The 24,227-nt window shown below is 63.9% G+C and carries 22 protein-coding genes; 13 read left to right on the top strand and 9 right to left on the bottom strand.

Features of this window, described 5'->3' with window-relative positions; genetic code table 11:
• The first annotated feature begins 371 nt into the window (after window positions 1-371).
• The 13 genes from ACFSCU_RS10160 (at window position 372) to ACFSCU_RS10100 (ending at window position 14,778) form a co-directional block, all read left to right on the top strand.
• Window positions 372-692 carry a helix-turn-helix transcriptional regulator gene (locus tag ACFSCU_RS10160; protein ID WP_180551146.1) on the top strand — a complete coding sequence of 107 codons (321 nt, stop codon included), beginning with the start codon at window positions 372-374 and terminating at the stop codon, window positions 690-692.
• Window positions 662-3,160 carry a toprim domain-containing protein gene (locus ACFSCU_RS10155; RefSeq protein ID WP_377560603.1) on the top strand — a complete coding sequence of 833 codons (2,499 nt, stop codon included), beginning with the start codon at window positions 662-664 and terminating at the stop codon, window positions 3,158-3,160. Before ACFSCU_RS10160 ends, ACFSCU_RS10155 begins: the two co-directional genes overlap by 31 nt.
• Window positions 3,157-3,528: a hypothetical protein gene (locus ACFSCU_RS10150; RefSeq protein WP_180551142.1), complete on the top strand. Its 372-nt coding sequence runs from the start codon at window positions 3,157-3,159 to the stop codon at window positions 3,526-3,528. The genes ACFSCU_RS10155 and ACFSCU_RS10150 overlap by 4 nt, the downstream gene beginning before the upstream one ends.
• Window positions 3,521-3,952, top strand: a complete 432-nt coding sequence (locus ACFSCU_RS10145; RefSeq protein ID WP_377560602.1) for a DUF5681 domain-containing protein — start codon at window positions 3,521-3,523, stop codon at window positions 3,950-3,952. The genes ACFSCU_RS10150 and ACFSCU_RS10145 overlap by 8 nt, the downstream gene beginning before the upstream one ends.
• The gene (locus tag ACFSCU_RS10140) at window positions 3,936-4,151 is read left to right on the top strand and encodes a hypothetical protein (protein ID WP_066784906.1); all 216 of its coding nucleotides are present in this window, start codon (window positions 3,936-3,938) and stop codon (window positions 4,149-4,151) included. The genes ACFSCU_RS10145 and ACFSCU_RS10140 overlap by 17 nt, the downstream gene beginning before the upstream one ends.
• Window positions 4,138-4,353 (top strand): hypothetical protein, encoded by a 216-nt coding sequence (locus ACFSCU_RS10135; RefSeq protein ID WP_180551140.1) that lies wholly within the window; start codon window positions 4,138-4,140, stop codon window positions 4,351-4,353. Before ACFSCU_RS10140 ends, ACFSCU_RS10135 begins: the two co-directional genes overlap by 14 nt.
• A 233-nt stretch (window positions 4,354-4,586) precedes the next feature.
• A complete protein-coding gene (locus ACFSCU_RS10130) occupies window positions 4,587-7,859 on the top strand; it encodes a site-specific DNA-methyltransferase (RefSeq protein WP_377560600.1) in 3,273 nt (1,090 codons plus the stop codon).
• Window positions 7,859-9,079 carry an AAA family ATPase gene (locus tag ACFSCU_RS10125; RefSeq protein ID WP_377560599.1) on the top strand — a complete coding sequence of 407 codons (1,221 nt, stop codon included), beginning with the start codon at window positions 7,859-7,861 and terminating at the stop codon, window positions 9,077-9,079. The genes ACFSCU_RS10130 and ACFSCU_RS10125 overlap by 1 nt, the downstream gene beginning before the upstream one ends.
• On the top strand, window positions 9,076-9,606 hold the full coding sequence (locus ACFSCU_RS10120; protein ID WP_377560598.1) for a hypothetical protein: 531 nt from the start codon (window positions 9,076-9,078) through the stop codon (window positions 9,604-9,606). Before ACFSCU_RS10125 ends, ACFSCU_RS10120 begins: the two co-directional genes overlap by 4 nt.
• Entirely contained in the window at window positions 9,606-12,473 is a 2,868-nt protein-coding gene (locus ACFSCU_RS10115) for a BPTD_3080 family restriction endonuclease (protein ID WP_377560597.1), read from the top strand. Before ACFSCU_RS10120 ends, ACFSCU_RS10115 begins: the two co-directional genes overlap by 1 nt.
• 2 nt (window positions 12,474-12,475) lie before the next feature.
• The gene (locus ACFSCU_RS10110; protein WP_377560595.1) at window positions 12,476-13,015 is read left to right on the top strand and encodes a hypothetical protein; all 540 of its coding nucleotides are present in this window, start codon (window positions 12,476-12,478) and stop codon (window positions 13,013-13,015) included.
• A 112-nt stretch (window positions 13,016-13,127) separates the two neighbouring features.
• The gene (locus ACFSCU_RS10105) at window positions 13,128-13,976 is read left to right on the top strand and encodes an ImmA/IrrE family metallo-endopeptidase (RefSeq protein WP_180551137.1); all 849 of its coding nucleotides are present in this window, start codon (window positions 13,128-13,130) and stop codon (window positions 13,974-13,976) included.
• A gap of 454 nt (window positions 13,977-14,430) precedes the next feature.
• The gene (locus ACFSCU_RS10100; RefSeq protein WP_257645833.1) at window positions 14,431-14,778 is read left to right on the top strand and encodes a hypothetical protein; all 348 of its coding nucleotides are present in this window, start codon (window positions 14,431-14,433) and stop codon (window positions 14,776-14,778) included.
• Between the two features lie 39 nt (window positions 14,779-14,817).
• Here ACFSCU_RS10100 and ribD read toward each other — a convergent pair whose 3' ends face one another.
• From ribD to pgeF, 9 genes are all read right to left on the bottom strand, one after another.
• Window positions 14,818-15,903, bottom strand: coding sequence for a bifunctional diaminohydroxyphosphoribosylaminopyrimidine deaminase/5-amino-6-(5-phosphoribosylamino)uracil reductase RibD (ribD, locus tag ACFSCU_RS10095; protein WP_180551136.1), 1,086 nt, complete (start codon window positions 15,901-15,903; stop codon window positions 14,818-14,820).
• Between the two features lie 250 nt (window positions 15,904-16,153).
• A complete protein-coding gene (locus tag ACFSCU_RS10090; protein ID WP_180551135.1) occupies window positions 16,154-16,591 on the bottom strand; it encodes a hypothetical protein in 438 nt (145 codons plus the stop codon).
• Between the two features lie 229 nt (window positions 16,592-16,820).
• On the bottom strand, window positions 16,821-17,795 hold the full coding sequence (dusA, locus tag ACFSCU_RS10085; RefSeq protein WP_377560593.1) for a tRNA dihydrouridine(20/20a) synthase DusA: 975 nt from the start codon (window positions 17,793-17,795) through the stop codon (window positions 16,821-16,823).
• A gap of 129 nt (window positions 17,796-17,924) precedes the next feature.
• On the bottom strand, window positions 17,925-18,491 hold the full coding sequence (locus tag ACFSCU_RS10080; RefSeq protein WP_257645831.1) for an AI-2E family transporter: 567 nt from the start codon (window positions 18,489-18,491) through the stop codon (window positions 17,925-17,927).
• A complete protein-coding gene (locus ACFSCU_RS10075; RefSeq protein WP_377560592.1) occupies window positions 18,392-18,958 on the bottom strand; it encodes an AI-2E family transporter in 567 nt (188 codons plus the stop codon). Before ACFSCU_RS10075 ends, ACFSCU_RS10080 begins: the two co-directional genes overlap by 100 nt.
• Window positions 18,959-19,168: 210 nt before the next feature.
• The gene (gene phbB, locus ACFSCU_RS10070; RefSeq protein WP_180551133.1) at window positions 19,169-19,906 is read right to left on the bottom strand and encodes an acetoacetyl-CoA reductase; all 738 of its coding nucleotides are present in this window, start codon (window positions 19,904-19,906) and stop codon (window positions 19,169-19,171) included.
• 156 nt (window positions 19,907-20,062) lie between these two features.
• A complete protein-coding gene (locus ACFSCU_RS10065; RefSeq protein ID WP_180551132.1) occupies window positions 20,063-21,244 on the bottom strand; it encodes an acetyl-CoA C-acetyltransferase in 1,182 nt (393 codons plus the stop codon).
• Between the two features lie 139 nt (window positions 21,245-21,383).
• Window positions 21,384-23,090, bottom strand: coding sequence for a class I poly(R)-hydroxyalkanoic acid synthase (gene phaC, locus ACFSCU_RS10060; RefSeq protein WP_377560915.1), 1,707 nt, complete (start codon window positions 23,088-23,090; stop codon window positions 21,384-21,386).
• Between the two features lie 240 nt (window positions 23,091-23,330).
• Entirely contained in the window at window positions 23,331-24,149 is an 819-nt protein-coding gene (gene pgeF / locus ACFSCU_RS10055; RefSeq protein WP_180551131.1) for a peptidoglycan editing factor PgeF, read from the bottom strand.
• Between the last annotated feature and the right edge of the window lie 78 nt (window positions 24,150-24,227).

The raw sequence follows: 24,227 nt of genomic DNA, 5'->3' as shown, positions 1-24,227 counted from the left end.
CATCCACTGTCGTCTCCGGCAGGGATATCGAACGCAGCAATTCGACCCGCGAAACTTTCACACGCCTACCGCCTCGCGTGTGCAATCGCACAAGCGCATCCAGAACCATGAGGCTTGTTGCGCCATGCGGAGCACGTCTTTTGGCAGGCTTTTCCATGATGCAAATCTCAGAAGCTAAATTGCACGTAACTCGTTGACATAAATATTATTTCATCTCAAATGTAACCACTAAATCTCAGAAGTATCCCCCCAGTCCGGTTTGGCTCTGATGGCTTGAACTTGCACATTTGATTTGCGCGCACTTTCAAGCCATCGCACCGCTTGCAGCCACTGGCCATGGCTGTTCGCTGTGCATCATCGGAGTCACAGAGATGCCCTGCCAACCTACGCCACAAACGGCCCGTAAACAGCAAACGAAAGCCGCTATACCCCCGGCAAAGCTGGAACAGAACACCGCACAAATCCCGAACTTTGACGACTTGCCGGATACCGCCTGGATTCGGCAGTCTGGGCTGGTGCGAGACCCGAAGCACCCGACCCGCCCCACGCCACTGCCGTTCAGCCCAGCTACTTTTTGGCGGCTGATTGCAAGCCATAAATTTCCGCAACCCACCAAGTTGTCCGCGGGAGTGACGGCTTGGAGGGTGGGAGAAGTGCGTGCATGGCTCAACGAACAGGCCCATTCGGCTTGAAAGGGGTGGTCATGCACACAACCCCTTCCAAAAAGAAAATTACCGCCAACGACGCCCTTGACTACACCGGCCTGATCGGCCCAGTTGCATGCCATTTTTGGGGCGACCCGAACGAGCAGCTTTCCAAGCCCAGCGAGCTGCGCTTCGGCAGTCACGGCAGCAAATCCGTTGACCTGGAGAAAAACCTGTTCTTCGACCACGAAGCCGATGAGGGAGGCGGCGTCATCAAGCTGGTGCAGTACGGTACCGGCATCAAAGAACGCGGCGCGGCGCATCAGTGGCTGCTCCAAAACGGATTCATCGGCAATGACCGCGCCAGCACTCCAGCCGGGCGCGAAGTCATGCAAGTCATGAAGTCATGCCCGGCGCCAGCCAAGAGTGCGCCTGCGCCCAAGGCCAGCAAAGCCCCGACCAAGATCGTAAGCACCTACGACTACCGCAATGAACAGGGCGAACTGCTGATGCAGGTCGTTCGCATGGAGCCCAAGACATTCCGTCAGCGTCGCCCCGATGGCGAGCGCTGGAGCTGGAGCGTCAAGGACGTGCGCGTTGTGCCCTACCGCCTGCCTGAGCTGGCGGCAGCGCCCGATGCGGTGGTGTACCTGGTGGAAGGAGAAAAGGACGCAGACCGCCTTGCATCCCTGGGCCTGGTGGCAACCTGCAATGCAGGTGGCGCTGGCAAGTGGCGCAAGGAGCATTCCGAGTTCCTGCGCGGCCGCCATGTGGTCGTCCTGCCCGACAACGATGATGCAGGCCGTGAGCACGCAAGGAAGGCCGTCAAGGCACTGCGCGGCATCGCAACCGATGTTCGCGTCGTAGAACTGCCCGACCTGCCGGAAAAGGGAGATGTGTCGGATTGGCTGGACGCGGGCGGCAGTGTCGCGGCCCTGGAGGACATGCTGAAAGAAGCACCTGCAGCGAACGCTGAACCCGGCGAGGACGAGCCCGAGAAGAAGCCTTCTCAGACTGACCTGCTGGTCAAGTTCGTTCGCGAGCGCTTCGACCTGCTGCACGACAAAAACGGAGACACCTACGCCAGCGACCGCCACACCGGCGAAGTGCGCCGCATGGGTGCACGCCAGTTTCGTGACCGCGTGACAGCAGGTTTCTTCGCACAAATGGAAATTGCAGTGCGCGACCAATCCTGGCGCGAGGCGCTGGGCACGCTGCAGGCCCTTGCCCGGTTTGAGGGCGATCCGCAGGATGTTTACATCCGCGTTGCAGGCTGCGATGGGCGCTACTGGATTGACTTGTGCCATGCAGGCAATAGCCATGCTGTGGAGCTGACCAAAACCGGCTGGAGGGTCGTAGAACGTCCCCCGGTGTTGTTCGTGCGTGGCGAGTCCATGCAGCCCCTCCCCATGCCTGTGGGCGGCGGCAGCATCGCGCCCTTGTGGGGAATCGCCAACGTCCCCGAGCAGCAACGTCTGCTGGTGCTGGCCTGGCTGGTGGACTCACTGCGCCCTGACACACCCTTCCCCGGCCTGGAGCTGGTGGGCGAACAAGGCAGCGGCAAGAGCACCACCGCTGAAGCCCTGCGCCGCCTGATCGACCCCAACGGCTGCAACCTGCGCGGCGCACCCAAGACCGTGGAGGATATCTTTGTGGCGGCCGGGCAGAACCATGCTGTCTGCTACGAGAACGTCAGTCATCTTGCAGGCCCCATGCAAGATGCGCTGGCGATTCTGAGCACCGGCGGCGGCTTCGCCAAACGACAGCTTTTCACCGACTCGGAGGAGCACGTCATCAGCGTGCGCCGCCCCTGGATGGTGAACGGCATCAGCATCAGCGTGACCCAGCAAGACCTGGTGGATCGCGTCATCAGCGTGGAATGCCCGGTGATCGACACGCGCCAGTCAAGCAGTCAGCAGTGGCAAGCATTCGACCGTGCGCTGCCCGGCATGCTGGGCGCACTGTTCGACCTGGCGGCGGGTGCGCTGCGCGAGCTGCCCAACGTGGGCCTTCCCCGTGAAGATCGCCCGCGCCTGGTGGAGTACGTTCTGTTGGGTATGGCGCTGGCCAAGGCATCAGGCAAGCACCCGAACGAGTTCCTCCAGCAGTTCCAGACAACCCGAGCCGAGACGGTGGCCCGCACCCTCGATGCGAGCCCCGTAGCGTCTGCGGTGCTGGAGTTCATCGAAGCCAACCCCTACGGCATCGAGGCGAGCGTGAAGGACATTCTGACGCGCCTGGAACACTACAAACCTGCGGGTGCTGAAGCCTGGCCGCGTACACCGAAAGGCCTGGGCGATGCGCTGCGACGTGCGTCACCAGCACTGCGCCAGCTGGGCGTAGAGTGCAAAAGTCTTGGCAACATCGGCGGCAAGGTGAAGTGGGCCATCAAAGGCAAACTGGCGACTCCATGTCATGCAAGTCATGAAGTCATCGTTCCGTCTGGTGTCGGGCATGACATTAAGACTTCCATGACTTCGAGTCCGGCTGGGACATTGGCGACGGAGGTGCTATGACGCCAGAAACCATTCTTGCCGACCTACTGGCGTCGGGCATAGAACCCAGCGTGACACCCGACCAAACCGGCATCGTGGTGCCCGCCGGAAAGCTATCGCCATCACAGCGCGCTGCCGTGCTGACCCACAAGCCAGACCTGATCGCGTATTTGCTGGAATCGAGCCGCATCACGGTGCAGCTACTGGAAGTCGCCATGCGCCGCTGCGACCAGTTCAACGACGGCGAGAAGGCCCGCCAGGACATGCGAGAGCAAGTGCTGGAGACACCACCTCACCTGCGACAGGAACTGCTTGAGCACTTCTTGGGCAAGCTGACCCAAGCACCCATCGCATCCCTGAAAGAACAACGGGAGAACAACCATGACTGAAAAAAAGAAGCCGCCCCAGGGCCACGGCTGGAAACCGGGTCAGTCCGGCAACCCCAAGGGTCGCCCAAAGGGTTCGGGTGACGTGGCACAGATCCGTTCGGCTATCGCCGCCCGTGTGCCCGACCTGCTGGAAGCCATGATGCAGCGCGCGCTCGACGGTGATGTGGGCGCCGCCCGCCTGTTGTTGGAACGCACGGTCGCGCCGCTCAAAGCGACTGACATGGCCCAGCCCCTCAACCTGCCCAATGGCACGCTGACCGAGCAAGGCCGTGCCGTGATGGCGGCCGTGTCTGCTGGCGAACTGGCGCCAAGCCAGGGTGCCGCCCTGATGGGTGCTCTCGGTGCGCTGGCCCGCGTTGCCGAGGTGGATGAACTTGCAGTCCGCGTGGCGGCACTGGAGAGGCACCATGTCAGCAAGTCTTGAGAAGCGCATCAAGGTGCTGGAGGTAACCGCGGCGCCGGTGGTGCCACCGCGCATTCGGATCACCTTTGTCAGCCCAGTGCGTGGCGCGGTCAGCATGAGGCTCTGGAATGGCAGCATGGTCGAGCGTCAGGGCAACGAAACCGAAGCACAGTTCCTGGCGCGCGTGGAACAACTGGAGCCAAACCATGCCCCGTCTTGAAACGCGTGTGGCCAAGATGGAGAAGGCCGCCGCTCCTGTGGACCTCAAGGCCATGAGAGACGACGAGCTGATCACCCATGCGGGCAAGTTCCCCATGTTCTCCAGCGAGATGTATGCAGCGATTGTTACCCTGGTGTTGCGTCGCCCGAGTGCGTTTCCCGTTGTGTACGACGACCCTGACTACGAATCGACAGACTATTAGGAGTGATACATGGCATCCATCAAAACCCGTGTTGCGGGCCTGGAGCAGGCAAACAGAGCAACAGTCCAACGCCAACTGACCGACGCAGAGCGCGCGGTGCGTATGACCCATATCCTCAACCATCCCGAGTCTTCGCCCGTGTATGTGCCATTGCGGAGGTTTCTGAAAAGGGCTTTGGGCCGTGATGTCCTGCTATAACCTCCCTCTTATCGAGATCAGATGGGACGGGGCGAATGACCAATGAACAACAACAGCTGACGACGCTGTTGCTCAACCTGCTGCCAGCAGACCACACCACCGTAGGCAACAGCACGCTGCTGGAGCGATTTTTGGCCGCCGCCCAAGCCGAAGGCCACAAACCGCCCGCCACAGAAGACGACTTCAAAACGGCGCGCGAAGCGCTGGTCGCGGCAGGCCTGGCAGTCAAAGGTAAAGGGCGCGGCGGCGCCACCGCCCGGGCCACCGGCGCGCAGCGGCCCGACTTTGCGCTGGGCGCCCCCACCCCACCAGCCCCCGCCCCTGCTGCCACGCCCAAGCCCCCCAAAGCCGCCAAAGCCAAACCCACACCGGCGCAGCCCGACACCGGCGACGCCCAGGTGCTGGCCTACCGCCACCCCGACCGGCGCAAGAACAACCCCGAAGTGGGCCTGGTGAACGCTGAAAGCGACCCCGAGCAACCCAAAACCCGCTGGGCCTACGACCCGCACCTAGACCCTGCACTCCAATTTGACAGCGCCCGTGCCCAGGCCGATGCGCTGATTGCCGATGCCTTGGCCGGTAACGACCCCGCTGCCATGCGCCATGCGTTGCAAACCTTGCAGCGCATGGGCGCGCCCTATTTGCAATGGACGGGCAAGGCCGAGCGCACCAGCTTTGAAGTGGACACCGTGAGCCTGCACGTACACGAGCGCATCGACGCCATGAGCATTTTGAGCAGCGTCGGCAAGCGCCAAAACGCTAGCAATTTAGTAGCTGCTAGCGTAGGTGGGACGGGCGCTAGAGGCCAAAAACACCCAAATTTTTTTCAGCCAGGGCTGTTTGAAGCGCCGTTTGAAAGCGTGCCCCTGCGCGCAGCGCTGGATTTCTACAAGCACGACCGCGGCTGGGCCAACCGGCTGGTGGCGGGTGACAGCCTGCTGGTGATGAACAGCCTGGTTAATAAGGAAGGCATGGCCGGGCAGGTGCAGATGATTTACATCGACCCGCCTTATGGGATTAAGTACGGCAGCAACTTCCAGCCCTTTGTGGGCAAGCGCGATGTGAAAGACCGGGCCGACGCGGATTTAACGCAAGAGCCCGAAATGATCAAAGCCTTCCGCGATACCTGGGAGCTGGGCATTCACTCGTATTTGACGTATTTGCGTGATCGGTTGTTATTGGCGCGGGAGTTGCTGAGTGATTCGGGCAGTGTGTTTGTGCAGATTTCGGATGAGAACTTGCACCATACCAAAGAAATACTGGATGAAGTATTTGGTGTCACAAACTCAGTCAGTGTTATAACGGTGCGAAAAACAGGTGCTGTTAGTAGCCCAGATGCACGGTTAAATTCGCTAGCAACCATTGGAGATTTTATTCTATGGTATGCCAAAAATAAAAAAGAAATTAAATATAAACAATTATTTTTGGATAAATTTGATAATGGCTCTGCAGAATCTCAATATCGTCTTCAAGATGAAGTCGGTGCATATCAATCAGTGACTATTGAGTCAAATGGATATGCTGATAAATTTCATTATCCAGTTTTTATTGGTGGACGTGAATTTAGGCCAGCATCAACAAGACATTGGAGTACTACTGAAAATGGAATTTACCGCGCAGAGAAGGCTGGTCGGGTTTTAGTTACACCAGGAAAATTGAGGTTTAAAAAATATCTTGAAGATTTTCCTGTTTCCCCTATTGCAAATATCTGGACAGACATGATGGGAGCGGGTGGTTTGATTTATGTCGTTCAAACAAACGAAAAAATAATCGAACGCTGCATGCTCATGACCACCGACCCCGGTGATCTGGTCCTCGACCCCACCTGCGGTTCCGGCACCACGGCCTACGTCGCCGAGAAATGGGGCCGCCGCTGGATCACCTGCGACACCTCGCGCGTGGCCATCACGCTGGCCAAGCAGCGGCTGATGACGGCCAGCTTTGACTACTTTGCGCTGCGCTACCCGCATGAGGGGCTGCGCGGCGGCTTCATCTACAAGACGGTGCCGCACGTCACGCTCAAAAGCATTGCCAACAATGCCGAGATCGACGCGATTTATGAGCGCATGCACCCGGCCATCGCATCGGCGCTGGCGGCGCTGAATGCGGCGCTCAAGACGCATGCACCGGCCACGCCTTACCCGGTGACCGAGGGCGCACGCAAAGGCCAGAAGCTGGTGCTGGGCCTGCAGGGGCAGGATTTGCAGGAATGGGAGGTGCCGTTCGACCTGCCCGCCGACTGGGCGGCCGAGTTGCAGGCGCCGCTGGCCCAGTTCCACACCGCCCGGCAAAAAATGCAGGCCGAAATGGACCGCAGCATTGCCGCCCATGCCGACAGCGAAACCCTGTACGACCAGCCCGAGCGCGACAAGGCCAAGCTGCGCGTGTGCGGCCCGTTCACGGTGGAGGCCGTGCCCTTCCCCACCGTGCTATCACTTGAGGAGCTGCCTGCGCAAGCGGGGCAAGCGCCAGGGCCCGATTTGGCCGATATGAGCATTGCCCGCAGCGGCCACACCAGCCGCCAGCACGCCTGGCGCGACGAGCTGCTGAAAACCGGCATTCGCGGCAAGGGTGGGCAGATGCTGCGCTTTGCCGAACTGGAGGTGTTGCCCGGCACCACCAGCGTGCACGCCAGCGGCAGCCTGGACACGGGCGAGCGTGTGGTGGTGAGCTTTGGCCCCGAGCACGGCGCGCTGGAGCAGCGCCAGGTGGAGCGTGCGTTGAACGAGGCGGGCGAACTGTTCCCGCGCCCCAAGATGATCGTGTTTTGCGCCTTCGCCTTCGACCCCGAGGCGGCCAAAGACATCGACGCCCTCAAAGGCATCACCGCGCTGAAGGCGCAGATGAACACCGACCTGCTGACCGAAGACCTGAAGAAGGCGCGCAGCAGCAACCAGAGCTTCTGGCTCATGGGCCAGCCCGATGTGCTGCTGACCGCCTTGCCCGATGGCCTGTGGCAGGTGGAGGTGAACGGCTTTGACTACTTCGACACCGCCAAGGGCGAGCTGGTGTCGGGCGGCAAGGGCAAGATTGCGGCCTGGCAGCTCGACACCGACTACGACGGGCGCAGCCTGTTCCCGCACCAGGTGTTCTTCCCCATGGCGGGCAAGGACGAGGGCTGGATGAAGCTGAAGAAGGACATCCGCGCCGAGCTGGATGCGGACTTGCTGCAGGCGTTTACCGGCACCGTGTCGCTGCCCTTTGCAGCCGGTGACAACCGCATGGTGGCCGTGAAAATTGTGGACGACCGGGGCATTGAGTCGCTGAAGGTGATGCGGCTGGATGCAAGCACACAAGGAGGCCAGTGATGGCAGTTCGTAAAAGCAACCGCCTGAGCCTGCAACAGGTGGGGCCGATCAAGGCGGCCGATGTAATGTTTGGCGACCTCACGGTCATCGTCGGCCCGCAGGCCACGGGCAAGAGCATTTTTTTGCAGACGCTCAAGCTGGTGCTGGACCGGGACCACATCCACGACACCTTCCGGCACCACAGCGTGTCCTTCAACGGCGACAGCGGCGCCTTTCTGGGCGGCTACTACGGCAAGGGCATGGCCGCAGCGTGGAACAAAGACGGCTCTCAACTGCGCTGGAACGGCAAGCAGGCCACGTTGCCTGACCTGGCCAGGCCCAGCAAGGGCAAACAGCGCCAGGAAAAGCTGTTCTTCATTCCCGCCCAGCGGGTAATGAGCCTGACGCGAGGCATGACGCAGAACTTTGGCCAGTTCGACTATGGCGACCCGTACACCCTGCGTTATTTCAGCGATACGGTGCATGACCTGCTGCAAAACGAGTTTGGCGCCAAGGGGGAGCTGTTTCCGCAACCCAACCGGCTGAACGACACGCTGCGTAAGCCCATCACGCAGCACCTGTACGGCACGGCCAAGCTGGCGGTGGACTCCAAGGATTTCACCAAGCGCCTGGTGCTCAATGTGCCGGGGCACAAGGAAGGTCTGCCCTACACCGCCTGGTCGGCGGGGCAACGGGAGTTCACGCCGCTTTTGCTGGGCTTGTACTGGCTGTGCCCTGCTGGCGGCACGTCCCGGCGCGATGAGATTGAATGGGTGGTGATCGAGGAGCCCGAAATGGGCCTGCACCCGCAAGGTATCGAGGCGGTACTTTTGCTGGTACTAGAGCTGATGAAGCGGGGCTACAAGGTGGTGCTATCCACCCACTCGCCGGTGGTTCTGGATCTGGTGTGGGCCTTGCAGGAATTCAAACAGCTGGGCGGCACGGAGTCGGATGTGCGCAGACTATTGAACCTGCGCGCTGGTGGCTATGCTAACGAGCTGGGCAAAGCCGTGCTGAAGAAGGACTTGCGCGTGTATTTCTTCAGTCGGGACAACGAGGTGAAAGACATTTCCCGTCTGAGCCCCTTGTCTGACGAAACCGCTGAGGCCGAATGGGGCGGACTGGTGGGTTTTGCCAGCCGCACAGGGCAAGTTATTGCCGATGTGGTGAATCGCACAGAAAGCCAGCCCAAGGCCAAGCGCCGCAACAAGGCTGCGAAGGTGGAGGCCCCCGCGCAATGAGCACCAAGAAGCAGGGAGGAAACCGAAAAGCACCCGCAGCGCCTGCGCTGTCCGCTTTTGAGAAGGCCGCAACGGCGGCCGGGCTGACTGCGGCACCAGGCAAGTCAGCCGTAGAAAACCGTTACCGCGGCAGCGTCGAGGGCAAGACTGCCGATACACGGTTCACGGGTAGCCTGGATATGGACGCGGCTTTCAAGCAGATCGAACCTGAGGCGAACCGTTGGGACTTCGGCATTGGGATGCGCAAGCCCGGAAAACAAGAGTTTGCGGTATGGGTGGAGCCTCACTCGGCGTCCAGCCTGGGTGAGGTCAAGACCATTTTGGCCAAGCTCGACTGGTTGCAGGGAAAACTGGATCAACCGGAATTTCGGCAACTCAAAGCACTGACCGATGCCTGCGCCGCGCAAGGACATCGACGGTTCCATTGGATGGCAACCGCCCGTGTGGGGATTCGCCCTGGAAGCAGGGAGGCCAACATGCTGGCGGCGCGCGGCATGAACCCGCCATCAACCCGGGTGGTGATCTGATGGCTGCGCCCACCTCTCTGATCATCAACAGCGCGTTTACCGAGCCGCAGCAGCATTGGGCCGAGAACGCTGACCGCACCCTGCGGCTGGAACCTGCACGCCGCCCGGCCGGTTACGAAATCATCGACACGCGCGAGAACACGCGGCGGCAGGTGCCCATTCCGCTGGTGGACACCATCCGCGACCGGGTGCGCCAGTGGCGGCTGGACGGCTGGCCGGGCACCACGGCCATCACGCTGGGGCTGCTGCAGCACTGGTGGGATCCAGACAAGGTGTCGCGCCGGCAATGGCCGTTCTACTTTTGCCAGCTCGAAGCCATCGAGACGCTGATCTGGCACCTGGAGGCGCTGCCCGAATACCGCCAGGGCATCCACATCCAGGGCGACGGCGGTGAGTTCGAGCGGCTGTGCAACAAGATGGCCACCGGCAGCGGCAAGACCACGGTGATGGCCATGATCATCACCTGGCAGGTGCTGAACGCGCTGACCTACCCCAAGTCGCCGCGCAAGTATTCGAGCGCTGTTTTTCTGGTGGCACCGGGCCTGACGGTGAAGTCGCGCCTGCAGGTGCTGATGCCCGGGCATGAAAACAATTACTACGACCAGTTTGAACTGTGCCCGTCCGAGGCGCTGCGGCAAAAGCTCAACCGCGCTGACATCCTGATTGAAAACTGGCACACCCTGATGCCGCTGAAAGAGCAAGAGCGCTCGGTGGTGAAGAAGGGCAAGGAGAGCGACGAGGCCTACACGCGGCGCGTGCTGGGCCCGCTGGCCAACGCCAAGAACCTGGTGGTAATCAACGACGAGGCGCACCATGCCTACCGCAAGCCCGCCGACATCAAGGTGAGCAAGGCCGATGCCGAGGCGTTTGGCATTGACCTGGACGAGGCCACCCGCTGGGTGGAGGGGCTGGACCGCATCCACAAAACCCGGCGTATTGCCCGTTGCTTTGACCTGTCGGCCACGCCGTTTGCCCCCACAGGCCGCACCAACACCGAAGCGGGTTTGTTCAGCTGGGTGGTGTCGGACTTTGGTCTGAACGATGCCATCGAGGCCGGGCTGGTGAAAACGCCCCGCGTGGTGGTGCGCGACGACGCCCTGCCCAACGCGCAAACACTGCGCCCCAAGCTCTACCACCTGTACCGCGAGCCGGAGGTGGCCGAAGACCTGAACCGCAAGGCCGAAGCCCACGAGCCCCTGCCCGCGCTGGTGCAACAGGCCTACACCTTGCTGGGCGCCGACTGGCGCGCCACGGCGGCCGACTGGGCAGCGCAGGGGCACCTGTCGCCCCCGGTGATGCTGACGGTGTGCAACCGCACCGAGACGGCAGCACGGGTGGAGCATTACTTCACCAAGGGTCACGCGCAGTGGACGGAGCTGCACGATGCCCATCGCACGCTGCGGGTGGACTCGAAAGTGCTGGAAAAGGCCGAGGTGGGCGAGGCAGCGTCAGCGGACAAGGACTACGACGCCCGTCTGCGCGCCATTGTGCAGGCCGCGCGCATTGAGCCGCAGAGCAAAGAGCGTTGGCAGGCCGGCAGCACCAAGAAGGAAGAAGTGCTGCGCGAGCTGGTGGACACGGTGGGCAAGCCGGGCCAGATCGGGCAAGACCTGCAGAACGTGGTGTCGGTGGCGATGTTGTCAGAGGGCTGGGACGCCAAGACCGTGACGCACATCATGGGCCTGCGCGCCTTCACCAGCCAGCTGCTGTGCGAGCAGGTGATTGGCCGGGGCCTGCGCCGCGTGGCCTACGACATCGACCCGGAAACGGGCCTGTACGCGCCCGAGTTTGTGAACGTGTTTGGCGTGCCGCTGTCCGTGGCCATGCCGCCCGGTGGCGACGGGCCGCCACCCCCGCCGCCCAAGCCCAGCGTGCAGATCAAAGCCCTGCCCGAGCGGCAGGTGCGCGAGATCAAATGGCCCAACATCCTGCGCGTGGACCAGGTGGTGCGCCCGCAGCTGGTGGTGGAGTGGAGCAAGGTGCCGCCGCTGACGATTGACCCCGCGAAGGTGGCACTGCATGCAGACATTGCCCCCGCACTGGGCGGCGCAGCCGACTGGAGCCAAATCGTCACCATCGACCTGGAGCAATTGCCCGAGGAGTTCCGGCTGCAAAGGCTGGTGTTCAAGGCCGCGCAGAAGGCGTTTGAGCAGCTGCAGCACCAGTTCAAAGGACAGCGGGAATACCTGCTGTTCCAGCTGGTGCGGCTGGTGGAGGCGTTTTTGGCATCCAGCAAGATCGACATACCGTCGCTGTTCCACCAAGACCCGCTGCGCCAGCGGATTTTGTTCTCGATGCACATGGATGCCATCGTCCAACACCTGATGGCCCATGTGATCGAGCAGAACACCTTGCGGCTGGAGGCCGTGTTTGATGGCGAGCGCCCCGTGGGCAGCACCCGCGACATGCGCACCTGGTACACCACGCGCGTGGCCGAGCCCACGCAGCGCAGCCAGATCAGCCACATCGTCGTGGACAGCGGCTGGGAGAAATACGCCGCTAACGTGGCCGAGACTCACCCGGATGTGGCCGCCTGGGCAAAGAACGACCACCTGGGCTTTCACATCCTGTATTTGTGGAATGGCACCAAACGCAAGTACATCCCTGATTTTTTGGTCCGCTTCAAATCTGGCAAGACCTTGGTGCTGGAAATCAAGGGCGAGGATTCACCCCAGGACCAGGCCAAGCGGCGCGCCATGGATCAGTGGGTGCAGGCCGTGAATGCGCAAGGCGGCCTGGGCATATGGGCGTGGGATGTGGTGGTGGGCAGCATGGCTGCCATGCAAGACGTAATGGCTAAGCATGCCTCGCAAGCCGGTATTGATGACGCCCGCCACTCAGACAATCTAACCTCCGAAACGGTGTAACCATGTCGATGCCTGACGGCCGCCTGAGCTGCACCGCGTGTGACTACCGTGGTTTCATGGTGTTTCGACGAATCACGCTGGCCTATCACTTTGCGGACGGCACCACGGTCGATGCACCTCGCGATATTCGATGGTGCAGCGATTGCGGCAACCCCCGTGATACGGAGAGTAGTCAACCAGCACTTGAGCCCCTGCAGGCCGAACTGGACGCGCTCAAGGCTTCCTCTGCTACCCCGCGCTATCAGGTCAAGCGATGGTTCTCCAGGCTATTCGGTCTTGGCGCTGATGATCTTCAGAAACGAGCAGATGAACTGCGTGGGCAGATAAGGCTGGCTAAGGCGCGCGGGGACGAATGCCGCTGCCTGACCTGCGCAGGTGTTCACACCTTTCCATTGACCTTTGATGAAAACGGCGTGTGCACCGGATTTCAGCACGACTGCGGCGGACATCTGAAGCTGGACCCCCCCGATATGGATGCGCCGCGCTTCAACTACGGGCGAGAGACCATTCACCTGGATGAGGCAGGCAAGCGCATTCAGTGAGGCGAGTAAGCAGCTGACCTCTGCAGGCCGCGAGTTGCCGGGCCTTTTAAGAGCGCGATGCAGAGCGCAGTATCACTAAATCCGCAGTCGCAATGGGGGAGTCATGCAGCAAATGGATCTACTCGAATACGAGACAGCCAGGGCTCTTCTCGATCAGTTGTTGGCTGATTCACGGCTGTATCGAACGGGCAAAGACTACCGCGCGCTGCTCGATTTTGTGATTCGGCTGCGCAACTTTGCGCCGTTCAATGCAATGCTTCTGCAGGTGCAAAAGCCAGGGCTGATGTACGCAGCATCGCGTCTGGATTGGCTGGAGCGGTTCAACCGCACAGTGAAGGACGGAGCGCGGCCACTGCTGATTCTGTGGCCGTTTGGCCCTGTGGCCCTGGTCTATGACGTGGCCGATACCCTGGGCGACCCCCTGCCTGACGGTGTTTCGGCATTTGCCGCCCACGGTGCAGTGGACTCCGCCACCTTGGCAGGCTACGCCTCAAAAATGGCCAAAAAGCACATCGTATGGAATGAGGTGGATGCAGGCGACGGCAAGGCGGGATCGATCAAGGTGGCTCTGCGAGCGACGAAGCCTGAGCTGCCCACCAGATATCAAATGTCCGTGAATCGCAACCATGGCCCCAACGTGCAGTTCGCCACGGTGGCACACGAGCTAGGCCACCTGTTTCTTGGACATTTGGGGAAGGACAAGTACCTGAACATCCCGGAGCGCCCGCCACTCCAGCATTCGCAAAGGGAGCTGGAGGCAGAGTCTCTCTCCTACATCGTCTGCGCCCGAAACGGCGTGCTCAGCCAATCAGCAAGCTATCTATCCATGCATGTCAAAAGCGACACCACCGTCGATCAGATTGACCTGTACCAGGTCATGCGCGCTGCCGGACAAGTAGAGGCGCTGCTAGGGCTGACTGCTCACACCAAGTACGAGCGGCCTCAAAAAGCTGTGCGTTGAGGCGTCTTATTGTTCTCGGAGCCTAGTGGCCATTCCAATCCGACAGACCATTGCAAGTCAGCTCGTATCCAAGTGACTCATCCACACCACAACGAGGCGGATTGGAAAATAACGGTACTTTTGACGGTACTTTTATAAATCGAAAATATAAAAGCAAGCATTCATGCGGGTCTTAAAACACTATTTGAACTCCTCCGGGCAGGCCACCACCCCGTCCGCACCGCTACGCCCTGCGCCACTCGCCGAATATTTCAGTTTGGTGACAGTCATGTGATGCGATAGCGGCAAACCAGCGGATGGGCTAGCATCGCAGTCAAGTTCGGTTACAGGTGCCGTTGTTCAGCCGCCTGATGGCCACCGATTCGGTCGATGCGGTCCCGGCGCCCTGCGTAGGGCGCGGCGGGCGCCTCGCATCTCTCCCGCACAATTCAATCCCAGAAGGACCACGCCTCCCATGCGAGCCATCAAAGAAGCCCGTAAATACATCGAGCGCAAGCCAGACGACGAGAGCGCCAAAACGCTGTCACGCCTAGTGCTGGCGCTGGAGTCGGAGATCGACTTCCCGATCACCGACCTGTACAAGCTGGACATGGCGCGCTTCAAGCTGGCGCTGGACATCCTGGACGAATGGCGCCTGGATCGCCACTACGCCAGCAAGGCACGCCTGTTCGATGTGTCGATGCAGATGGCCGTGCTGGGCCGGCCCAAGGCCGAAGCCGATCAAGCGGCCGGCTCCGACAAGAACGGCAAGCAGGACAAAGAGAAAGACAAGGACAAGAGCAAAGGCCACAAGGACAAGTGAGCCTGGCGGGCGTGCGCGGCATCGCCACGCCCCGGCCGATCAGCGCTGGTGCCCAGGGCGGCGCGCACGCAGGCGCAGGTCAGGCCCCACGCGCACGATCTCCGTCCACTCCAGCGCCAGGGCCTGCTCCACTGCAGTGAACGGCCCCAGGGCGGCGATGCCGGCGCCCTCGCCCAGCAGCCGGGGCGCCTGATACAGCAGCAGTTCATCCACCAGGCCCTCGCGCAGCAGCGAGCCATTGAGCTTGTGCCCGGCCTCGACGTGCACCTCGTTCACTTCGCGCGCGGCCAGATCACGGAGCATGGCCGCCAGGTCCACCTTGCCATGCGGGTTGGGCAGTGCCACCACTTGTGCCCCACGTTCGCGCAGCGGCGCCGCGCGCGACGTGTCAGCATCTGACGTGTAGATGAGCACCTCGCGCTGGGCCGCACCCCACAGCCGGGCGCCGGGTGGTGTTTCCAGCCGGCTGTCGACGATCACCAGGCGCGGCTGGCGCAGCACGTCCGGCAGGCGCACGTTCAGTTGCGGGTGGTCTTCCAGCACCGTGCCGATGCCGGTGAGCACGGCACAGGCCCGTGCACGCCACGCGTGGCCGTCGGCGCGTGCGGCTGGCGAGGTGATCCACCGGCTGCGCCCGTTGGGCAAGGCGGTGCGCCCGTCCAGCGAACTGGCCGCCTTCAGCCGCACCCAGGGCGTGCCGCGGGCCATGCGGCTGAAGAAGCCGATGTTGAGTTCGCGCGACGCCTCTGCCCCCGGCCCCACCAGCACCTCGACGCCAGCCGCCTTCAGCCTGGCCAGGCCCTGCCCGGCCACGCGTGGATTGGGGTCTTCGATGGACGCCACGACGCGCGCGATGCCCGCCGCCACCAGCGCATCGAAACACGGGCCGGTGCGCCCCTGGTGCGCACACGGCTCCAGTGTCACGTAGGCGGTGGCGCCCTGCACCGGCAGCCCGCGCGCTGCCGCGTCGCGCAGGGCCATGATCTCGGCATGTGCCTGCCCCACAGGCTGCGTGTGGCCCTGGCCGAGCACCTCGCCATCACGACCCACGATCACGCAGCCGACGGCCGGATTGGGTGGACAGATGAGCCGCGCCTGCTCGGCCAGTGCGAGCGCGGTGCGCATGTGAAGGTCGTGGTCGAGCGCACGCATGGCGGAAAGGAACGAGGCAGGCTCAATGAACTGGAGCCGTGGATTCTATTGAGAATGCCGTAGTACATGACACGCTGCCGGCCCTCACCCCAGCCCTCTCCCAGAGGGAGAGGGAGCTTTCTTTGACGCGGCACGCGCTGCCATGCTTTTAGAAAACGTCAATACGGCGCCCTGCTGCGCGGCCCGCGCCACCACGCGGGCAGCCCCATCCAGAACGGCCGCGTCAGAGCTTGCCGGCGGCAGCCGCTTCGGCGCGGGGCGACGAATCGACCAGTTCCTCGATCACCAGGGTGCGGTAGTAATAAGCCAGCACGGCCCCGCTGGCGGCCAGCGCGGCGCTCAAGGCCTCGGTATCGGCGCGGCCAACCTCGATCAGCAAACCCGCCTTGCCGCCACGCGCCAGTTCGACGAAGCGCAGCATGAACTGGTCTTCGCGCCCTACCGACGGTGCGCCGCCGACATCGGCCGCACGTTTGGCAAAGGTCTGCTGGATGGCGCCGGGCTCGGCCAGTTGGACGGCGCCGACGTCGGGCACCTCGGCCATGCGCGTGGCGGCGGCCTGGGCGGCCGCCGCATCGGCGAACATGGCGAACACATGGTCCGTGGGGTAATAAGCGCCCGCGACGGTGAAATGCTTGGGATCAGCGGTGAATGCGGTCATGAAGGGCTCTCCTCGACAAAATGGTCGTTCCATTGTTGGCGCCGTGCCCCGCGCGGCGTGTAGGAAAGCGGCGCGCATCCGGCGCGGATGACGGCGCCGCCCGGCCCGTGGTTCGCCCCGTGTCACGCGGTCGAGGGCGATGATGATGAACCCATGGCGGTGCCTGTCGACGCTATAAAAATAGAAGCTTTCAGCGCAATACCAGAAAGCGCTGCAGGCCAAAAAAGCTTCAAATCTGGATCAATGAGGCCGCGGCGCCTGCCCTCTCGTCCACCAGGTGCGTGCGCGCCTGCGCCGCCACTTCGGCGGCCGGCAGCGGTTTGCGCTTATGGTCGCTCCAGACCTGGCGCCACAGGCGCGCACCGCGGCGGCCATGGTGCAGGCCCAGCATGTGCCGCGCGATGGCCGGCCAGGGCGTGCCGTTGTCGACCGCCTCGCGCGCCATGTAGTCCACCATCGCGGCCTCCACCTCGTCGGGCGACAGCGCATGCGGTTCACCGCCCAGAAAACGCTCGTCCCACGCGGTCATCATCCACGGGTGGTGGTAGGCCTCGCGGCCCAGCATCACGCCGTCGACATGCTGCAGGTGCTCGGCGATCTGCGCGTCGGTGGTCACGCCGCCGTTGAGCGCGATGATCAGGCGCGGAAAGTCGCGCTTGAGCTGGTACACCAGTTCATAGCGCAGCGGCGGAATCTCGCGGTTTTCCTTCGGCGACAAGCCCTTGAGCCAGGCGTTGCGCGCGTGCACGATGAACACGCGGCAGCCGGCATCGGCCACGGTGCCCACGAAGTCGCGCACGAAGGCGTAACTCTCTTCCCTGTCGATCCCGATGCGGTGCTTCACCGTCACGGGCACGTCGACCACGTCCACCATCGCCTTCACGCAATCGGCCACCAGCTGCGGCTCGGCCATCAGGCAGGCACCGAAGGCGCCGCGCTGTACGCGCTCGCTGGGGCAGCCGCAGTTCAGGTTGATCTCGTCGTAACCCCACTGCTGGCCCAGCCGCGCAGCGTGGGCCAGCCGGTCGGGCTCGCTGCCGCCCAGTTGCAGGGCGATCGGGTGCTCTTCAGGGTTGAAGCGCAGGTGCCGCTCGGTGCCGCCGTGGATGGCCGCCCCCGCGTTCACCATCTCGGTGTACAGCCGGGTCCGCTGCGTCAGCTGCCGGTGGAAAAAACGGCAATGGCGGTCGGTCCAATCGAGCATCGGGGCCACGGATAGGCGCCACGGCGAGAGCGGCGGATCGGCGGGGGCGTGCGGGGGCTGGATCACGCACGGATTATCCCTGCCGATAGCGCGTGGTCCGCCCTCTTGCGCAGCCGTGGCGGCAGCCCATCAGGGTTTGTCGCCGCCGTCCGAGCCGCCCTGCTGCCCCAGCACCTCCGCCTGCTCGTCCAGCACGCCCTTGACCCACAGGCGCTGCACCAGCGTCATGACAGCCACAGCCAGCGGCACCGCCAGGATGATGCCGATGAGGCCGAACAGCGTGCCGAACACCACGATGGAGAACAGGCCGATGAACGGCGGCAGCTTGACCGCGCGCCGCTGCACGAAGGGCATCAGCGCATAGCTTTCGATCTGCTGCGCCACCACCACGGCGCCCAGCGTCCACGGCAGGGTCTGCATGTCGATGGTGGAGGCGATGACCAGTGCCGGCAACGCGCCCAGGATGGGGCCGATGAAAGGCACGAAGTCGGCCAGCGCGGCGATCAGCGCCAGCGCCGCCGCCGAGGGCAACCCCAGCCACGCATAGGCGGCCCACATCATCAGGCCCATGGACAGCATCACCACGCCCTGGCCGATCAGCCACAGCCGCAGGGCGTTGCCGGTGTCGTGCATGGCGCGCAGAACGGTGACGCGGCGCGCCGGCGGCAGCAGCCGGTCCACACCGTGAACGTGCATGCGCGGGTTGGCCGCCAGGTAGATGCCGCCCACCAGCACGATGACAGGTCGGTCAGCACGCTGACGAAGGTGGAGCCGTAGCCCAGGGCGTGGCCGAGCGTGGTGCCACTGGTCGAGCGCTCCACAACGCTGCGCACGGCGTCGGCCGACAGGTCCCACTCGAAGCCCAGCCTGTCACCCAGGTTGCTGACGGCGCCGGGCAGAAGGTCGACCACATCGGCGAGCTGGCAGTACAGCTGCTGCGCAAACAGCACGCCGAAACCCACCATGCCCGCCAGCAGCGCCAACACGGCCACGGCCATGGCGGCGGCGCGCGGCAGCCGCGTCACGCGTTCCACGCCGTCGGCCAGCGCGGTGAGCAGCACGGCCACCAGCACCGACGCGAACACCAGCATCAGCACATGCGCGAGCTGATAGGCGGCCAGGCCCGCCATGACCACGCCCAGCACCATGAACAGGCGCTTCACGAAGTGCCCGTCGGCGAACGAAGGTGGTGGCGGCGCTGGCGGCATACGACTGCACGGTAACCCGCGCCCGGCCACACGCGGGTCGGACAGCACCGCTTCGCCTCGTGCGCGTGGGCGCCTGCACGACGCCTGAACCCGGTCACTGGCACCACGCGCACACAAAAAACCCCGCCGAGGCGGGGTCTCGTGGTCAACCGTGGAATCGGTCGATCAGCCCATGTGCAGGCCGCCGTTGCACGAGAAGTTGGCACCGGTGGTGAAGCCGGCGTCATCGCCCGCCAGCCAGGCGACGATGGAGCCGATTTCTTCCGGCCTGCCCAGGCGCTTGACCGGGATGGTGGCGACGATCTTCTCCAGCACGTCGGGGCGAATGGCCTTGACCATGTCGGTGCCGATGTAGCCGGGGCTGACGGTGTTCACCGTAACGCCCTTGTTGGCCAGTTCCTGCGCCAGCGCCATGGCAAAGCCGTGCATGCCGGCCTTGGCGGCGGAGTAGTTGGTCTGGCCGGCCTGGCCTTTCTCGCCGTTGACCGAGCTGATCTGGATCACGCGGCCGAAGCCACGCTCGACCATGTCCGGGATGACCTGCTTGGTCACGTTGAACATGGAGTTGAGGTTGGTGTCGATCACCGCGTCCCAGTCCTCGCGCGTCATCTTCAGGAACATGCGGTCGCGCGTGATGCCGGCGTTGTTGACCAGCACGTCGATGGGGCCGTGCTCGGCCTTGGCCTTGGCGAAGGCGTCGGCGGTGGATTGCCAGTCGGCCACGTTGCCCACGCTGGCGTGGAACTCGTAGCCCTGCGCCTTCTGCTCGTCCAGCCACTTCTGGTAGTCGCGCGTGGGGCCGCAGCCGGCGATGACGGTGAAGCCTTCCTTGGCCAGGCGCTGGCAGATGGCGGTGCCGATGCCGCCCATGCCGCCGGTGACGTACGCTACTCGCTTGCTCATGTGTGTCTCCTCTTGAAACGCTTGAAACTCTGAAATTGATAGCTGTCAGCGCTGATTGGGCGGCGACAGCTGGCTAATTTACTTCAAATCCATCGAACCCGGCCGGCCTGCATGCAAGGGTTTGCGCGCATGCCGGCGGGGCCGGTCAGCGCGTGATCAGACGCGCTCCAGCGCCATGGCCACGCCCATGCCGCCGCCGATGCACAGACCGGCCAGGCCCTTCCTGGCGCCGCTGCGCTGCATCTCGTGCAGCAGCGTGACCAGGATGCGGCAGCCAGAAGCGCCGATGGGGTGGCCGATGGCGATGGCACCGCCGTTGACGTTGACCTTGGCCGGATCGGCACCCAGCAGCTTGTTGACGGCGCAGGCCTGCGCGGCGAAGGCTTCGTTCAGCTCGAACAGGTCGACGTCGCCCACGGCCCAGCCGGCGCGCTTGAGCGCTTTCTGCGATGCCGGCACGGGGCCCAGGCCCATGGTGGCGGGATCGAGCCCGCTGGTGGCGTAGCTGGCAATGCGCGCCAGCGGCGTGAGGCCCAGCGCGGCGGCCTTCTTGGCCGACATGACGACCACGGCGGCGGCGCCATCGTTGATGCCCGAGGCGTTGCCCGCCGTCACGCTGCCCGCCTTGTCGAAGGCGGGGCGCAGGCCGGCCAGGGCTTCGGCGTTGGTCTTGGTGTTGATGTACTCGTCGGTGTCGAACACCACCGGGTCGCCCTTGCGCTGCGGGATGCTGACCGGGACGATCTCGTCCTTGAACTTGCCGGCGGCCTGCGCAGCAGCGGCCTTCTTCTGGCTGTTCAGCGCCAGCTCGTCCTGCATGTCGCGCGTGATGCCTTCCTGCTTGGCCACGTTCTCGGCGGTGATGCCCATGTGGTACTGGTTGTACACGTCCCACAGGCCGTCGACGATCATGGTGTCGGCCATCTTCCAGTCGCCCATGCGCTGGCCGTCGCGGCTGCCCAGCAGCACGTGGGGCGATGCGCTCATGTTCTCCTGGCCGCCGGCCACCACGATCTCGCTGTCGCCGGTGGCGACGGCCTGCGCGGCCAGCATCACTGCCTTCAGGCCCGAGCCGCACACGGCGTTGATGGTGAGCGCCGGCGTTTCCTTGGCGATGCCGGCCTTCATCAGCGCCTGGCGCGCCGGGTTCTGGCCCACGCCAGCGGCCAGCACCTGGCCCATGATGACTTCGCCCACTTGGTCGAGGCCGACCTTGGCGCGCTCCAGCGCGGCCTTGATGGCGATGCTGCCCAGCTCGGTGGCGGGCACCTTGGCCAGCGAGCCGCCGAACTTGCCGACGCCCGTGCGTGCGGCGGAAACGATGACGATGTCTTCCATCTGCTTACTCTCCTGTTTGCTATCAAATAACGAGCTGCTTGCGCTTGCCGTGAGCCGATTTCAGTTCGTTTTATCTTGAAATCGTTGCAGGACAAGCGCAAGCCACTATCAATTCAGAAGCGGATGCGATCCGGCTTCTTCACGCCTTGGCCTTGACGTAGCGCCCCGGCGCCGGCTCGATGGCCGGGTACTGCTTGCCGTTGCCATAGGCCTTGGGTGCGGCAATCTGCTTGCCGGCGTGGCCTTTCAGCCAGCCGGCCCAGTCGTCCCACCAGCTGCCGGGTGTTTCGGTGGCGCCGGCGATCCACTCGTCGACGCTCTTGGGGAACTTGCCGTCGTCGCGCACCCAGTGGCTGCGCTTCTTGGCGGCGGGCGGGTTGATGACGCCGGCGATGTGGCCCGAGGCGCCCATCATGAAGCGCTTCTTGCCCGGCAGCACCTGCGTGCTGGCGTAGGCGCCGCCGATGGGCACGATGTGGTCCTCGCGCGAGCCGTAGATGTAGACCGGCAGGTCGAGCTTGCGCAGATCGATCTTCTCGCCGCACACCGTGACCTTGCCGGGTTGGACGAGGTTGTTCTCGAGGTAGGTGTTGCGCAGGTACCAGGCGTAGAACGGGCCCGGCAGGTTGGTGGAATCGCTGTTCCAGTACAGCAGGTCGAACGGCGGCGGCGTCTCGCCCTTCAGGTAGTTGCCGACGACGTAGTTCCACACCAGGTCGTTGGGGCGCAGGAAGCTGAACGTGCTGGCCAGGTCCTGCCCTTTCAGCATGCCGCCCTGCCCCATCTGCATCTCGCGGTAGCGCACCATGGCCTCGTCGATGAAGACGTCGAGGATGCCGGTGTCGCTGAAGTCGACCAGCGTGGTCAGCAGCGTGAGGGCCGACACGGGCTTTTCGCCGCGCGCGGCCAGCACGGCCAGCGCGGTGGTGAGGATGGTGCCGCCGACGCAGAAGCCGAGGGCGTTGATCTGCCCACCCTTCTTGTCCTGGCCGGTGATCTCCTGCACGCGGTGGATGGCCTCGATGGCGGCGTGCTCGATGTAGTCGTCCCAGGTTTTCTTCTCCATCGACGCATCGGGGTTGCGCCAGCTGACGACGAAGGTGCGGTGGCCCTGGCTGACGGCGTAGCGGATGAAGGAGTTCTCGGGCTGCAGGTCGAGGATGTAGAACTTGTTGATGCAAGGCGGCACCAGCAGAAACGGCTTTTCGTGCACCTTGTCGGTGAGCGGCTTGTATTCGATGAGCTGAAAGAACTCGTTCTCGAACACCACCGCGCCTTCGGTGGTGGCGACGTTCTTGCCGACCTCGAACAGGCTCTCGTCGGTCATCGACATGTGGCCCTGCTTGGCATCCTGCAGCATGTTGGCCACGCCTTTGGCCAGGCTGGCGCCGTGGGTTTCGATGGCTTTTTGCTGCGCGTCGGCGTTGAAGGCGAGGAAGTTGCTGGGCGAGGCGGCGGCCATCCACTGCTCGACGGCGAAGCGGATGCGGTTCTTGGTCTTGGAGTCGCCCTCGGCGGCCTCGGCCATCGCCATCAGCGTGCGCGAGTTGAGCAGGTACACCGCGGCGGCAAACGAGGCCAGTGGGTTCTGCGCCCAGGCATCGCCCTTGAAGCGGCGGTCCTTCAAGCTCGGGTTGGCCTGCAGGCTCTGATTCCACAGTTCGGTGGCATCGCGCACGTAGTTCTGCTGCAGTTCCATCAGCTTCTCGGGCGTGAACTTGATCTGCGGCACGTCGATGGGCGGCACGGCCTGGCCGGCGGCGTTGCCCAGATCCATGTTCTGGAACTGCTGAAAGGCCTTCAGCCAGGTTTCGGCAAAGCCCTGGCCCATGGGGTTGCCGATCATCGCCTGCGGGAAGTTGCCCGCCATTTGCTGCCACAGGTTGCTGGCCTGGTTCATGCTGTCTCCTTTGTTGTGCTTGCCGATGCGGTCATGGCCTGACGGTGCGCGGCGCCAATACCCAGTATGCGCGCCGCACGTGACACCGCCCTGACACAGCCCCAATATACGCCGAGTCGCACCGGCCGACGGCGCAGGCGGGCAAGGCCGCAGGGGGCGCCGGGGCTTGGGCGGGCTGGCAACACATCAGGCCAGCCAGATGCAGGCGGCCATGCGGCCGGAGCCGCCCAGCGCAACCTGGTCGCGCCGGTACGAGAAGCAGCGCGCGGCCTGCCGCACGGTGCACCAGGCATCGCTGCCGTCGTTGCCGTACACGCGCGCCACGCCCAGCGCCGCCAGCCGGCGCCGCGCCAGCGCGGGCAGGTCGGCCAGGTATTTGCCCGCCGGCTGGGCGGCGAAGCACGCGGCGGCCCCGGCATCGGTGGCGACGAAGGCGGCACGCACCTCGGGGCCGACCTCGAAAGCCTGCGGGCCGATGCAGGGACCGAGCCATGCGATCAGCTCGATTGCTTCTTTATTGATAGCATCCTGCGCTTGATGCACGGGCGCCAGCGCCCGAAAAGACTGCAAAGTCTGCTCCAGCACGCCACCGGCCAGGCCGCGCCAGCCGGCATGCGCGGCGGCCACGGCGCTGCCTTGCGTGTCGGTGATCAGCACCGGCAGGCAGTCGGCCACCATCACGGTGCAGGCCAGGCCGGGCTGGTGGCACACGGCGGCGTCGGCGGTGGCGCCATCGGGCGTGGCGGCGTGCAGGCACAGCACGGCTGTGCCGTGCACCTGGTTCATGAACACCGGGCGCGCGCCCTGCAGGCCCTGGCGCAGCCGCGCGCGGTTGGCAGCCACGGCCTCGGGGGCGTCGCCCACGTGGTCACCCAGGTTGAAGAACTGGCGCGGCGCGGCCGATGCGCCATCGCCCGCTGCCACGCCGCGGGTGGTGAACAGCGCGCGCACGTTCGGCGGCGCCGGCCAGTCGGGGGTGAACCAGGGGTCGGGCGATGCAGGCATCAGACTGTCCTCATGCGCCGCCGGCCCTCACCCCTGCCCTCTCTCAGAGGGAGAGGGAGATTCTTTGTCACGGCGGGC

This window comes from Ottowia beijingensis (genome assembly GCF_042680925.1).
In the GTDB taxonomy this organism is placed as follows: domain Bacteria; phylum Pseudomonadota; class Gammaproteobacteria; order Burkholderiales; family Burkholderiaceae_C; genus Ottowia; species Ottowia beijingensis.
The sequence above is the reverse complement of the archived record's forward strand: the minus strand, read 5'-3'. Positions and strand labels throughout refer to the sequence as shown.